10 protein-coding genes are annotated in these 13433 nt (G+C 61.2%); 2 read left to right on the top strand and 8 right to left on the bottom strand.

The features are described from left to right. Window positions 1-154: 154 nt before the first annotated feature. A complete protein-coding gene (msbA, locus tag HYE77_RS18795) occupies window positions 155-1960 on the bottom strand; it encodes a lipid A export permease/ATP-binding protein MsbA (protein ID WP_003209481.1) in 1806 nt (601 codons plus the stop codon). A 159-nt stretch (window positions 1961-2119) separates the two neighbouring features. On the opposite strand from msbA, the gene HYE77_RS18790 reads away from it, so the two are divergent. Continuing rightward, complete coding sequence (locus HYE77_RS18790) at window positions 2120-3997, top strand: O-antigen ligase family protein (protein WP_177069120.1); 1878 nt, start codon at window positions 2120-2122, stop codon at window positions 3995-3997. Window positions 3998-4063: 66 nt separating this feature from the next. On the opposite strand, the gene HYE77_RS18785 is transcribed toward HYE77_RS18790, so the two are convergent. The 7 genes from HYE77_RS18785 to HYE77_RS18755 all read right to left on the bottom strand — a co-directional run bounded on the left by HYE77_RS18785 (window position 4064) and on the right by HYE77_RS18755 (window position 11130). Then, window positions 4064-4948 carry a glycosyltransferase gene (locus HYE77_RS18785; RefSeq protein ID WP_177069119.1) on the bottom strand — a complete coding sequence of 295 codons (885 nt, stop codon included), beginning with the start codon at window positions 4946-4948 and terminating at the stop codon, window positions 4064-4066. Next, entirely contained in the window at window positions 4945-6093 is a 1149-nt protein-coding gene (locus HYE77_RS18780) for a glycosyltransferase family 4 protein (protein ID WP_008439138.1), read from the bottom strand. The genes HYE77_RS18785 and HYE77_RS18780 overlap by 4 nt, the downstream gene beginning before the upstream one ends. Window positions 6094-6178: 85 nt before the next feature. Beyond that, window positions 6179-7585, bottom strand: a complete 1407-nt coding sequence (locus HYE77_RS18775) for a PIG-L deacetylase family protein (RefSeq protein WP_177069118.1) — start codon at window positions 7583-7585, stop codon at window positions 6179-6181. Beyond that, window positions 7582-8478 carry a GNAT family N-acetyltransferase gene (locus HYE77_RS18770; protein ID WP_008439141.1) on the bottom strand — a complete coding sequence of 299 codons (897 nt, stop codon included), beginning with the start codon at window positions 8476-8478 and terminating at the stop codon, window positions 7582-7584. The genes HYE77_RS18775 and HYE77_RS18770 overlap by 4 nt, the downstream gene beginning before the upstream one ends. After that, a complete protein-coding gene (locus tag HYE77_RS18765) occupies window positions 8479-10236 on the bottom strand; it encodes a carbamoyltransferase (RefSeq protein WP_008439143.1) in 1758 nt (585 codons plus the stop codon). 154 nt (window positions 10237-10390) lie between these two features. Further along, window positions 10391-10744 carry a YceK/YidQ family lipoprotein gene (locus tag HYE77_RS18760; RefSeq protein WP_008439144.1) on the bottom strand — a complete coding sequence of 118 codons (354 nt, stop codon included), beginning with the start codon at window positions 10742-10744 and terminating at the stop codon, window positions 10391-10393. Between the two features lie 53 nt (window positions 10745-10797). Next, entirely contained in the window at window positions 10798-11130 is a 333-nt protein-coding gene (locus HYE77_RS18755; protein WP_177069117.1) for a YceK/YidQ family lipoprotein, read from the bottom strand. A 157-nt stretch (window positions 11131-11287) separates the two neighbouring features. Between HYE77_RS18755 and HYE77_RS18750 the strand changes: the two genes are divergently transcribed. Next, a complete protein-coding gene (locus HYE77_RS18750) occupies window positions 11288-13378 on the top strand; it encodes a TonB-dependent receptor (protein WP_177069116.1) in 2091 nt (696 codons plus the stop codon). The last annotated feature ends 55 nt before the right edge of the window (window positions 13379-13433 follow it).

The raw sequence follows: 13433 nt of genomic DNA, 5'->3' as shown, positions 1-13433 counted from the left end.
GGAGCAACCCACATACAAAATGAACAGGGGCGCGATATTACCACAGGGTTGTCAAAGGCTTGTGCAATGTAGGAGCCGGCTTGCCGGCGATGCGGCCACCGCGGTTTTTCAGTGCAACCGCGGTGGCCATCGCCGACAAGCCGGCTCCTGCAGATCAGGTGATGTCGGCCGGGATCGGCGCGTCCAGGCCCATGGCATGCAGCCGGGCGTAGTAACCGTTTTGCGCCAGCAATTCGCCGTGGGTACCGCGCTCGACTATCCGGCCATCGTCCATCACCAGGATCAGGTCGGCTTTCTCGATGGTCGACAGGCGGTGAGCGATCACCAGGGTCGTGCGGCCTTGCATGACCTTGTCCAGGGCGGCCTGGATATGGCGCTCCGATTCGGTGTCCAGCGCCGAGGTGGCCTCGTCGAGGATCAGCAATGGCGCATTCTTGAGCAAGGCCCGGGCGATTGCCAGGCGCTGGCGCTGGCCGCCGGACAGCAGCACGCCGTTTTCGCCGACCTGGGTGTCGAAGCCCTTGGGCAACTGGTCGATGAAGTCCTTGGCATAGGCATCGGCCGCTGCCGCCTCGACATCGGCCCGCGGTGCGCCGGCCAGGTCACCGTAGGCGATGTTGTTGGTCACGGTGTCGCTGAACAGGGTCACGTGCTGGGTCACCTGGGCGATGTGCCGACGCAGGTTGAGCAGGCGATAGTCTTCGATTTCCACGCCGTCGAGCAGGATCTCACCGCTCTCATGGTGGTAGAAGCGCGGGATCAGGCTGGCCAGTGTCGACTTGCCGCTACCCGAACGCCCCACCAGGGCAACCATCTGCCCGGGCTCTGCGGTAAAAGTGATGTCCTTGAGCACATGGCGCTCGGTGCCCGGGTAGGTGAAGTTCAGGTTGCGCACTTCCAGGCGGCCGCTGACCTTGTCGCGCTCGATGGTGCCGCGATCGATTTCCACGTCTTCGTCCAACTGCTCGAAAATACTTTCGGCACCGGCCACGCCTTTCTGGATGGTCGAGCTGACTTCGGACAGCTGGCGGATTGGCTTGGGCAACAGGCCGGCCAACGTGATGTAGGCGACCATGTCACCCGCCGACGCATCACCGCGAAGGTACAGGACCAGGAACATCAACACTGCCATGGCGCTGTAGATCACCAGTTGCAGCGCCGGCGTATAGATCGCGCCGGTGCGGGTCATGCGCAGTTGCTTGTTGGTGTTGCTCAGGCTGGCCTTGAGGAAGCGCTTCTGCTCATACACCTCACCGCCGAAGCTGCGCACCACGCGGTAGCCCTGGATGGTTTCCGAGGCAACGTGGGTGACGTCCCCCATCGCAACCTGGATCTTCTTGCTCTGCTTGCGGAATTTCTTGCTTGCGGTGCTGACCATCACGGCAATCAACGGCAGGATGGCGATCATCACCAGGGTCAGCCGCCAGTTCATGAACAGCAGCGAGGCGAACAGGAAGATCACCGTCATGCCTTCGCGAATCACCACCTTGATGGCATCGGTCGCAGCACCGGTGACCATGGTCACGTTGAAGGTGATGCGGGAGATCAGGTGCCCGGAGTTGTGATTGTCGAAATAGCGGTTCGGCAGGGTCAGCAGGTTGTTGAACAACTGCACCCGCAGGTCGTGGACCAGGCCCAGGGAAACCTTGGCCAGCAGGTAGTTGCCCAGGAACGAACCGAGGCCCTGCCACGCGGCGATCAGGATGATCAGCAACGGCACGGCCTGCAGCAGTTGCAGGTCACGCAGGAAAGGCACCGTGGGGAACAACACCGCTTCAGGGTTGGACAGGCCATCGACAAAGTACTTGAGGATGTAGCCCAGCATCGGCTGGGTCGAAGCGAAAATCAGAAAGCCGACGATACTCAGCGCGAACAAGCCGGCATAGGGCTTAACGTAGCTGAGCAGGCGGAAGTATATTTTCAAGCTCGAAGGGCTTGCGCTCGGACTGGAGTCGGTCATATCACGCGGCGGTTTTGAAAAAGGAGGCTGACTTTAGCACAGCTTCTCTGTTGTACTTGCACGCGGCACAACCGCAGCCCCGTTGGATCCAACGGACGACATTATATAGCCACTACTTTAGTATGGTCGGCTTTCTTTATTCTGGAACGGCTTTTCTGTATGCACTCCAAGCGCCTTACCTATGGCTCAAATCGCGTTTTCGACTTCCTCTGTTTGTGGATTCTGCCCATCGGCTTGTTGTTGCTCCTGAGTTCGCTGTTCTTCGTCACCAATCGAAACGTGCTGCACAGGTTCTACTACCTGCTGTTCGCAGCGCCGACACTGTTGCTGCTGTGCCTGCGCCCGACGGAATTCAAGCAGGTATTGCGCGAGCCCCTGGCGATTGCCTTCCTGGTTTTCTCGGGCTGGGCGCTCACCAGCCTGCTCTGGAGCCCTGAGGCCACGACAGACTCCGACCTGTTCAAGCGGCCACCGAATACCTTCACGTTGTTTGTCGGCTTAGGACTGTTGCTGCATTACCGCAGCGAACTGTTCAAGCCGATCTTCTTCTGTGCCGCGCTGATTGCGCTGATATCGAGCGCCTGCAGCCTGGTGGCTTTTGCTCCCCACCTCTCGGATGGCTCGCGAATGATCGGCGGGCGTGGCGCTCTTGATAATCCGCTGTTGAGCTCTCACGTATTCGGTTTCTTCTGCATTTATTGGCTGTACGTATGCATGACCACCAAGCGTGCGCACGTACTCTGGTTCAGCGTTCCGGCACTGGCAATCATGGGCGCTGCAGTGATGGCCACCGGCTCGAGAACGCCGCTGGTTGCCCTGCTCCTTGCCGTGCTCTGGCTAAGTTTCATCACTCGCAATCGGCGCTCGGCCCTGCTGATCGCCTGTATGGCGCTGGGGGCCGCGGCGCTGCTGCTGCTCTATCCCGAACTGATCACCAATCGTGGCAGCTCGTCCCGCTTCGAACTCTGGAGCATGTCGCTTGAGCGTATTGCCGAACACCCCTGGATCGGCCACAGCTACGACTCAGAGTTGTACCTGACACTCGCCGACGGCAATCAACTGCGCGAACCCCACAGCTTTGCCCTCGGCGTGCTCTATTACGTCGGCATCATCGGCTTCATCCCGTGGATATTCATGCTCGGCTGGGGCCTGTACAAAAGCCTCAAGGAACGTGCGCAGCCATTGTTCATCCTGGCCTCCTCCCTGCTGGCCTATGGCATCGGTGCCGGCCTGACCGAAGGCGGCGGCATTCTCTCGCGACCAAAAGAGCACTGGTTCCTGCTGTGGATCCCGCTGGCACTGATCGCCGGCCTGAGCATCGCCCAGCGTCGCCGCAGCCTGCTGCGCATGCCGGTTCAACGCCTGAAATCGCAAGACTTCGAACAGCTGTGCGCCAACGCCCACGTGATCGAAGCCGATGGCCTCGGGCCCAAGGTCCTGCGCCTGGAGGATGGCAGCTTCCTCAAGCTGTTCCGCCCTCGTCGCTGGTACACCTCAGGCAGCTTCAATCCCTATTCAGAGCGCTTTGCCAGCAACAGCGAGCAACTGCGTGCATTGGGGATTCCATCACCGGTCATCCTCAATCTCTATCAATTAAAGGATGCGAGCAGCGCCGTACGTTATCAGCCGCTCCCCGGCCTGACCCTGCGCCAGGCCCTGCAAAGCCTGGACAGCAGCCTGCGGGAATCGCTGATCGAACGTTTCGGCCGGTTCATGGCCCAGCTCCACGAGCGCGGCGTGTACTTCCGCTCCCTGCACCTGGGCAACGTACTTTTGATGGATGATGGCGAGTTCGGCCTGATTGACGTGGCAGACATGCGCATCTACCCATCGCCGCTGCGTAACGCCCTGCGCCAGCGCAACCTGCGGCACATGCAGCGTTATCCCCAGGACCGCAACTGGTTGTTCGAAACCCACTTTGAACAACTCGCCGCTGGCTACGCTTCGGCAGCATCGCCAAGCGCCACGGCGAAGATCCGTGACCAGGTGTCCAGGCTCAATCGTCCGGTTGCGCAGGTAGCGAACCCGACCAAGTGATGGTTTGAAGCGCCGGGGTTGCAGGCCCCGGGCCATTGCGGTGAACGCAATGGCCCGGCCGAAGCCCTATGAGCTGCGCTGCGGCGCCAGGTACAGCCGCACCAACCCACGCAAGGTCTTGCGACCCCAGAACTTCAACGGAATCTGCTTGAGGATCTCCCGCGCCAGTGGGCGGTCACGGTCGGCGGTCTTGAGGAACATCGAGTTCAGGAAGTTGTAGCGAACCTGATCGTAGGCTGGATGATCGCCGAACAACCCGTAGGTCTTGAGGATGTTCTGGATCATGTAGCGGTGATTCTTGTAGGTGTTGGTCGCGTGCTGGCGATAGCGCGCCATCACCACGTTCAACACGTCGATGGTGTACCCGGCGTGGGTGATCTTCAATTCGATCAGCAAGTCTTCCAGCGGAATCAGCGGGTCGAACCCTCCGACCTCTTCCAGCGCCTGCCGACGGATCATCAGCGTCGGTGCCGGCGGAAAGGGCTTGCGATCGAGGAACAGGTCATCGAAATCCAGGCTGCGAAACGGCAAGTCGCGGCGCTGCTTCTTCTCCGGGTATGGCTTGCCGTCCCCATCAATCAACTCGATATTGCCGGCGCAAATACCCACCTTCGGCTTGCCTTCCATGTAGGCAACCTGGGTGGCGATGCGCTCGGGCAGCATGATGTCATCGGAGCCGAATGGCGCGATCAGGCTGCCTTTGGCGCGAGCGATGGCACCGTTCAGGGTATTGGTCAGGCCCTGGTTCTGCTGCACCTGGAAATCAAACCCGTGTTCGGCCTGCAAGCGCTGGATGCGCTCCACGCTGTCATCCCTGGAGCCATCGTCTACCACCAGCAACTCGATGTTGGGGTAGGTCTGGCCGAGCACACTGAGAATGCTCTGCTCGATGTACGGCCCGTGGTTGTAGGAGGCGATGATCACAGTGACCAGGGGTTGCTGCAGACTCATGCTTTACCTACTTCACGCAGACCGGTTTCGATCAGGTTCAAATACTTGTGCCGGAACTCGTCCAGGGTGTGGTTTTCTTCCAGGTAGCGGAACACTTGCTCACCCTTGGCACGCAGCTCTTCGTCGCTCAGCGCCAGGTAAGTGTCCAGTGCTGCCGCCAACTGCTCGACATTGCCCGGATCATGGGAGAGGCCGCCGGCACCTTGCACCAACGGCAGCATCGCCGGGCCATTGGAGGCGATGACCGGCAGATGGCCGCTCATGCCTTCCAGCAGCGCCAGGCCCAGGCCTTCGAACAACGACGGCATGGTCCAGATGTCGAAACCGCGCACATACTTCATGCCATCTTCGCGAAAGCCCAGCAGGTGCGCACGGCCGGTCAGGCCCAGGCGCTCGATATCGGCGCGCAGGTCTGCTTCGGCGCGGCCGGAGCCGATGATCCCCACCTGGGCCTCAGGGTATTTGTCCTTGAGGGTGGCGAACGCTTGCAACAAATGGGTGTGGCCCTTGATCGGCACCAGGCGGCCCAGGGCGCCAATCATCCGTGCATCCAGCGGCAGGCCCAGGGCCTTGCGCGCTTCATCCCGTGGCAACTGCAAGGCTTCGGCCTGGGGGATGTCGATGGCATTGGTGACAAAGGTGGTGTTTTCGCGGGTGAACCCGCAGTTGAGGTCCACCAGGTAATCCCTGACCGCTGCCGACACCCCGACGAATCGCCACGCCGGGCTGACCCACTTCTGCGTCTGGCGCCGGCGGTAGCCCCGGGCGTACTCGCCAAAACCGTGGGAGATGCCGATGCACAGGGGGATCTTCAACCAGCGGTTGAGCGACAGCATCATGTTCACCGACTTGAAGCGGTTACAGATGACCACGTCGAATTTCTGCTCGCGGCAATATTTGTAGATCTGCCACATCGCGCCGAAACGAATGCCCTTGAGGGACTTTTCCGGCAACTCGAAATAATGGGAGTGCTCAGCCACGCTCAGGGGCTGGCCGGGCAGCGGGCGGCCGCTGAGGAACCCGGATGTGACCTCGAAACGTTCAGCCGGCAAGGCCTTGACGATCTGCTCGCCGAGGTCGGCGAAGTCGTGGGTCTTGACGTTGTAGTCCGGCTGTAACTGCAAAACCTTGAAACGAGGTTTCATAACTCTCCATGCTGCAATCTGGCTGCGGGCGCGCAGCCCGGCGAAAAGGGGCGGCAGGCGCTGCAAGCCTGCCTTCAATAAGGTCTCAATCCTGCTTCAACACCCAGAGCAACTCATGACGGCGCACCGCCTTGCGGAAGAACTCATTCTCTCCGTAAGGCGATGGACTACGGCCCGCCAATAATTGCTGCAACCACCTGCGCACGCGGCGCTTGAACGGCGCCCGCGGCTGCAAGTCGTGCATCATGCCCAGGGCCATGGCCTTGTCCTGCTGCTGGCTGAGCGTCAGCGGCAAGCTGCAAGGCACAAGTTCACGGGAGGCATCAAAACGCGGCGGCAAGGCCACGCCAGCGCCCGAATCCCCCATGGGCCAACGATCGTTATCATGCAGGTGGTTGGCGTAGCCGAGCAACGTGCCCGGTTGCCACTCCAGGCCTTGCAAGGCTTCGAGAATCGCGGCGTGGGCGCAGATGTGATCCGGGTGCGGATCCAGCAACGGCGTTGGCAACACGATCACCTGCGGGCGCGCCTTGAGCAGCAATGCCCGCAGGTCGGCAATCAGGTTATTCCAGGTCGGGGCGCCGTCCACATCCCCGGGCAAGGCCAGGGCATTGAACTGGCGAAACAGCCGCGTATCGTCCAACTGAGCTTCCCGGGAAGCCTGGGGCTGATCCGGTGCGGCCTGCATCGCTGCAAGCTGCATGCAGAAGTACCCCAACTGCACGCACTGCGCTTCGGGAACGCCCGCCCAACGCGGCACGGTGACGCTGTCCCAGGCACGCAGGCGGCCTTTGAGTCGTGCGGCATCGACCTTGGGCATGCCCATCTGCTGATAGTGATCGGCTTCGATTTCGCCCGCCGTCAGGGTGACGATCCAGCTCTCGTCGGCTTGGCTGTACAGGCTGAAAGCGGCCAATTCGGCATCGTCGGCATGGGGCGCGATGACCATCACCCGTTGGCGACGGTAGTCCGGCTGGCGGAACAACCAGAGCTTCGGCTGCCCCTTGATCCGGCAGAAGCGCCCGCGCAAGCGCAGCTTACCGCCGGCGAGTGCTTCGCCCATGCCCGTCAGGTTGAGGTAACGCCGGCCTGAAAGACCACGCTCGAAGACTTGCCGGTCGGGTGCATCCAGGCCCGACACGTCCACCGCCGGGTCGAGAAAACGCCCGAGCCAAGAGCTTTTGAGTTCGATCCCGACGATCAGGGTTTCATCGCCCACCAGAGGCGTGTCCAACAGCAGGCGCCCGGCTTCAAGACGCAGGCCCGTGCACTCGCTCCCTTCAGGAAACGCGTACTCATAGTCGTCTTTAGGCGAGTAGAACAGATGATCGGCAAACCAGGCCTCATGCGCGGCCCACAGCACCACGGCCAGCACCAGCGGCAACCACCAGGCCACCAGCACACCGACAGCCACCAACAGCAACAGGCCCACCACCAGCGCAATACGCTTGTTGCGCCGGTGCTGCTTGAGCAATTGCTGTTTGCGACTCATACGCTGAACACCGGCACCGGGTTGCACCAGCGCTCCTTGTATTCACGGTCGGAACGCCCGAAGGAGAAACGCAGCGGCTTGTCGCTCGCTCGCGCTTGCTCCCAGGCACTTTGGGTATTGAGGAAACTCAGCACGCTGCCGGGGCTGAACGCCTTGGTTTCAGGGTCGACACCGCCGTTGACGTATTCGGCGCTGACCCACTGCGGCGCCTGCACCTGATACACCAGTTGCACGGCAATCGCAGCATCATTGAGAAACAGCACCGAGCCGAACAGGAATTCCTTGAGCAACTCCAGCACCTCGGCCAAACGCTCGGCCCCCGCCGCAGGGAAACCCCAACGCCGCTGGAACAGGTCGCAGTAAATCGCCGCCAGTTCGCTGCTGGAAAACTCGCCGACCGCCCTTACCACGCCGCCCGCCTCTTCCAGCAAACGCAGTTCGCGGCGCTGGTTGTAGCGAAACTTCTTCGACAACTCTTCCGGTGTGCGCGCCATGGCCAACTGCTCGGCCTGGGGCTTGAGGGTGCTTACGCGCCCCTCATTCAGTGCAGAGAGATAACGCGCGCGATGGCGCAATGGCACCTGCGCATCGGCGGCAATCGGCAGGATGATCTCGGCATTACCCAGATCAAACAGGCCTTTTTTGCCTTTGCGCTTGAGCACGTCCTTGGACAGGGCCAGGTCGCGCCCCCAGGTAGCAATTGCGCCCTTCAGCTCACCGTCCTGCTCCCAGCCCAGGTAGCGCACCGGAATCTGCGCCAGGTGCGCCAGCCGCTCGACGATCTGCGGATGAGTCGCCACGCTGCCGCCAAAACGCTGCCAGGCCTGGGCGTAAACCTCGGCCTCGACAGGCGTCCAGCCACGTTCACGCCAGCCCTGGAAGCGGTTCAGCATTTAGACCACGGCGTCATAAGGGTCCACGCCGTCCTTGACCACGAGGATGTCTTCCATGATCAGGTACTGCAGGTCGGAACCGAAGAACATGTTCAGCGCGTCGGTCGGCGAGCAGATCATCGCTTCGCCACGACGGTTGAGCGAGGTGTTCAGCGACACACCATTGCCGGTCAGTACTTCCAGTTCTTTCATCATGTCGTAGTAGCGCGGGTTGTATTCGCGCTTGAGCACCTGGGCACGGGAGGTACCATCTTCATGGACCACTTCCGGCACGCGGGTTTTCCACTCTTCCGACACTTCAAAAGTGAAGGTCATGAACGGCGCCGGGTGATCGACCTTGATCATCTGTGGCGCAACGGTGTCGAGCATCGACGGGCAGAAAGGCCTCCAGCGCTCGCGGAACTTGATCTGGTGGTTGATCCGGTCAGCCACGCCGGTGGCGCTTGGGCAACCGATGATCGAACGACCGCCCAGGGCACGCGGGCCAAACTCCATGCGGCCCTGGAACCAGGCCACCGGGTTGCCGTCGACCATGATCCTGGCGATGCGCTTGGGCATGTTTTCAATCTTGCGCCAAACCGGCTTGCTCTCGTGCTTGGCGCACGCCGCGATCACGTCTTCGTTGCTGTAGGACGGGCCGAGATAGACGTGTTCCATCTTCTCAACCGGTACGCCACGGGCGTGAGACACGTAGGCGGCTGCACCCACCGCAGTACCGGCATCGCCGGACGCCGGCTGCACGAACAGCTCCTTGACGTCGTCGCGGGCAATGATCTTCTGGTTCAGCTTGACGTTCAGCGCACAGCCGCCGGCAAACGCCAGCTTGCCGGTGTCTTTGAGGATGTCGCCCAGGTAATGGTCGATCATCTGCAACGCCAGCTTCTCGAACAGCGCCTGCATGCTGGCCGCGTAGTGGATGTACGGCTCGTCGGCGATATCGCCTTCGCGCTTCGGACCCAGCCACTCGATCAGTTTTGGCGAGAAGTAGAAACCCTTGCCCTTCTCTTTGTAGCGGCGCAGGCCGATGACGTTGGCGTAGTCGGTGTTGATCACCAGCTCGCCGTTTTCAAAGGAGGCCAGGCGCGAGAAATCGTACTTGCTGGCATCGCCATACGGCGCCATGCCCATGACCTTGAACTCACCGTCGAGCATCTCGAAACCGAGGAACTCGGTGATCGCGCCATACAGGCCGCCGAGGGAGTCCGGATCGTAGAATTCCTTGATCTTGTGGATCTTGCCGTTTTCGCCGTAACCGAAGAAGGTGGTGGCGTACTCGCCCTTGCCGTCGATCCCGAGGATCGCGGTCTTCTCCTGGAAGCCCGAGCAGTGGTAGGCACTGGAGGCGTGAGCCAGGTGGTGCTCAACCGGTTCGATCTTGATTTTCTTCGGATCGAAGCCCAGTTGCTCCAGGCACCAGACGATCTTGTTGCGATAGCGCTTGTAGCGACGGTTGCCCATCAGGATCGCGTCGAGGGCGCGGTCCGGGGCGTACCAGTAACGCTTGGCGTAGTGCCAGCGGGCCTCGCCGAACAGGCTGATGGGGGCGAACGGAATCGCCACCACATCAACGTCGGAAGGCTTGATACCGGCTTGTTCCAGGCAGAACTTCGCCGACTCGTAGGGCATGCGGTTCTTTGCATGTTTGTCGCGTACGAAGCGCTCTTCTTCGGCGGCAGCGATCAGCTTGCCGTCGATATACAAGGCTGCGGAAGGATCATGGCTAAGGGCGCCGGACAGGCCAAGAATCGTCAATGCCACAGGGGTCTAGCCTCTTTTAGTCTGCATGCAGGCGCGTCACGCCTGAAAAAAGTGTGCTCCCCGCCTGGGCGAGAAACAGCTAAAGGGCGGGATTATAGCGTAAACACGGCGCGGGATGATCTAGGGATTGTGGCGACCGGTTGTCACTGCAGGCCTAGCGGAAAATCTCGATGCTGCCGTCCCTGTTCTGGCGGTAGACCGTGTAGGGCAGCACGAGGGTGTCGAGCAAGCCGGAGGCCACGAGCTCGGCGGCGAAGATCGGCAGGGAGCCGGAGGCATCGCGCGTGTGCTCTTTGGTGGTGTCGGGGGCGCCGTTCAAGGTGCAGAAACCGTAGATCACCCCACTGTAGATACGCGGCACGTTTTCACAATAACTGCGCGATTCCTTGAGGTTCTGGCTGGCAACGGCGTCCGGGCGAAACACCGTGTTGATGGTGCCGCAACCGGTGGTGGATACCAGTACAGCGGCGAGAAGGACTCTGGTTGCAAGACTCACGGACAACTCCATTTGGCATAAGTGTGGGCATTCATCCCTGCCCCATACAACCTTGCCGGATCCGTTTATGAACCCGGGCGCCAATAGATACTGATGTTGCCATCGGTACCTTGGCGATAAACCGTGTAGGGCAGGACCACTGTATCAACAATGCCCGAGACCGTTATATCCAATAGAACGAATGGCATCAGCACGCCAGTGAGGTCCGGCGCGGCGTGCAGCAGGCAGAAATCAAAGGCAACCCCGCTGTAGACACGGGGAATCGACTGGCAGTAGGTTTTTTGCTTCCTGAGTTCACGTGCCGCCGCCGCGTCTTCGCGCAACAGCGTATTGGCCGTTCCGCAGCCGCTCAACACAAGGATTCCAATGCTTAGCGCAGCAGTCATTTTTAGCGTCATGGCAAGCCCTCTGAATGGCCAGCAACGCTAACATCGGCCCTGTTGGCGACCCAGACCCCACGCACCGCCGCGCCATGTAAGAAGATTCCGAAATGGCAAAAGCTGGCTGAATCGTTAAACTCGCGCACTTTTGTGCGCCATGGATGCTGGTTTACTCATGAAAGTTGTTGTACCCACTCGATTTGCGATGCTGCTTCCCGGACTGCTTGGCCTGTACAGCAGCGTCCAGGCCGATGAAGCGCCACTGGTCCTGGACCCCAGCGTGGTCACCGGTTCGCGCAGTGCCAGCCCATCGTTTGACCTGCCGTATTCGGTGGACAGCATCAGCCGCGAGCAAATCAGCGATGGCCAACTGGGCATCAATGCTTCAGAGGCACTGTCCCGCGTGCCCGGCCTGGTGGTTCAAAATCGCCAGAACTACGCCCAGGACTTGCAGATTTCCTCCCGTGGCTTCGGTGCCCGCTCGGCATTTGGTGTGCGCGGTATCAAGCTGATCGCCGACGGCATACCCGCCAGCACCCCGGACGGTCAGGGCCAGGCGGCGACGTTCAACCTCGACACCGCCGAGCGCATCGAAGTCCTGCGCGGCCCGGCCGCCACACTGTATGGCAGCAATGCCGGCGGCGTGATCCAGATGTTCTCCCGCAACGGCGAAGGCCCGCCGCGCATCGGTGCCGAGACGCTGGTGGGCAGTGACGGCCTGAGCAAGAACCACCTCACCGCCGAAGGCGCGGCAGACGGCGCAGGCTTCGTGCTGGACGCCTCGCGCATGGACACCGACGGTTATCGCGACCACAGCAGCGCCCGCCGCGACCAGACCTTTGCCAAGCTCAATTTCGAGCCCGATGAAGACAGCAAACTGGCGCTGATCTACAGCAGCCTGGAACAGATCGGCACGCAGGATCCGCTGGGGCAGGCGTGGGATGCGTACAAGGCCGACCCGCGCTCGGTCAGCAGTGCCGCCGAGCTGTACAACACCCGCAAAAGCATCGACCACCAGCAACTGGGGATGAATTACGAGCGGTATTTCGGTGATGCCACACTGCAGGTGAATGCCTATACCGGGCGGCGGAGCGTGATTCAGTACCTGTCGATTCCCAAGGGAACGCCCGCCAACGAACGCGGCGGCGGCGTGGTGCAGTTCGACCGCAAGTTCTACGGCGGCTCCGTGCGCTGGATGCAACCGGTCGACAGCGTGCCGGGCGAGCTGATGATCATCACCGGCCTGGATTTCGACCAGAGCGAAGACAGCCGCCACGGCTACCAGAACTACAGCGGCAGCACCCTTGGCGTAAAAGGCCAGTTGCGCCGGGATGAAATCGACACCGCCCGCAGCCTCGACCCCTACATCCAGGCCAACTGGGCCATCAATCGCTGGACCCTGCAAGCCGGGGTACGCCACAGCACCATGGAACTGGATGTCGACGACCAGTTCCTGAGCAACGGCGACTCCAGCGGCAACAAGACCTATCAGAAGAACACACCGTCCGTGAGCGTGATGTATGCCTTCACGCCCGACCTGCACGGCTACGTCAGTGCCGGCAAGGGGTTCGAGACGCCAACCCAGGCGGAACTGGCGTACGCGCCGGGCAACATCGAAGGGTTCAACTTCGGCCTGAAGCCGTCGGAAAGCACGCAGTATGAAGTGGGCGTGAAGGCACAGTTGAACGACACCCGGGTCAACGCCGCTGTATTCCAGATCACCACCGAGGACGAGCTGGTGGTGGACCAATCGATCGGCGGCCGCACCAGCTACCAGAACGCCGGCCGCACCCTGCGCCGCGGCTTCGAACTGGGCATCGAAAGCCAGCTCAGCGAGCAGTGGAGTACCAACATCGCCTACACCCGCCTGCAAGCCACCTACGACAGCGACTTCATTGGCGGCGGCAAACCGGTGGACAAAGGCAACTACCTCCCCGGTGTGCCACAAACCACACTATTCGCAGAGCTCAACTGGAAACCCCGGGACTGGGTCAGCACCGCCGTGGAAGGCATGTACCGCAGCAAGGTCTACGTCGAAGACACCAACCAGCAACACGCGGCACCGGGCTACAGCGTGTTCAACTGGCGTGCACGCTTTGAGCAGAAGGTGGAGCACTGGACGTTCCACCAGACCCTGCGCCTGGATAACTTGCTGGATCGCCAATATGTGGGGTCGGTGATTGTCGGAGACGGCAACGGCCGCTATTACGAAGCAGCGCCGGGACGCTCGTGGTATGCCGGCGCAGGCGCCGAGTACACATTTTAGAAACTGACCATCGAACTTGTGACGAGGGAGCTTGCTCCCGTTGGGCCGCGCAGCG

Origin of the sequence: Pseudomonas sp. IPO3774 (genome assembly GCF_013386835.1) — a bacterium.
GTDB lineage: Bacteria > Pseudomonadota > Gammaproteobacteria > Pseudomonadales > Pseudomonadaceae > Aquipseudomonas.
Note: the sequence above shows the minus strand (reverse complement) of the source record. Positions and strands in the feature narration are given on the sequence as shown.

Bases quoted from the DNA above. Each gene is read 5' to 3' on its own strand.
- HYE77_RS18755 (WP_177069117.1), bottom strand. From the start codon at position 11,130: ATGACGCTAAAAATGACTGCTGCGCTAAGCATTGGAATCCTTGTGTTG.
- HYE77_RS18750 (WP_177069116.1), top strand. From the start codon at position 11,288: ATGAAAGTTGTTGTACCCACTCGATTTGCGATGCTGCTTCCCGGACTG.
- HYE77_RS18785 (WP_177069119.1), bottom strand. From the start codon at position 4,948: ATGAGTCTGCAGCAACCCCTGGTCACTGTGATCATCGCCTCCTACAAC.
- msbA (WP_003209481.1), bottom strand. From the start codon at position 1,960: ATGACCGACTCCAGTCCGAGCGCAAGCCCTTCGAGCTTGAAAATATAC.
- HYE77_RS18760 (WP_008439144.1), bottom strand. From the start codon at position 10,744: ATGGAGTTGTCCGTGAGTCTTGCAACCAGAGTCCTTCTCGCCGCTGTA.
- HYE77_RS18775 (WP_177069118.1), bottom strand. From the start codon at position 7,585: ATGAGTCGCAAACAGCAATTGCTCAAGCAGCACCGGCGCAACAAGCGT.
- HYE77_RS18770 (WP_008439141.1), bottom strand. From the start codon at position 8,478: ATGCTGAACCGCTTCCAGGGCTGGCGTGAACGTGGCTGGACGCCTGTC.
- HYE77_RS18780 (WP_008439138.1), bottom strand. From the start codon at position 6,093: ATGAAACCTCGTTTCAAGGTTTTGCAGTTACAGCCGGACTACAACGTC.
- HYE77_RS18790 (WP_177069120.1), top strand. From the start codon at position 2,120: ATGCACTCCAAGCGCCTTACCTATGGCTCAAATCGCGTTTTCGACTTC.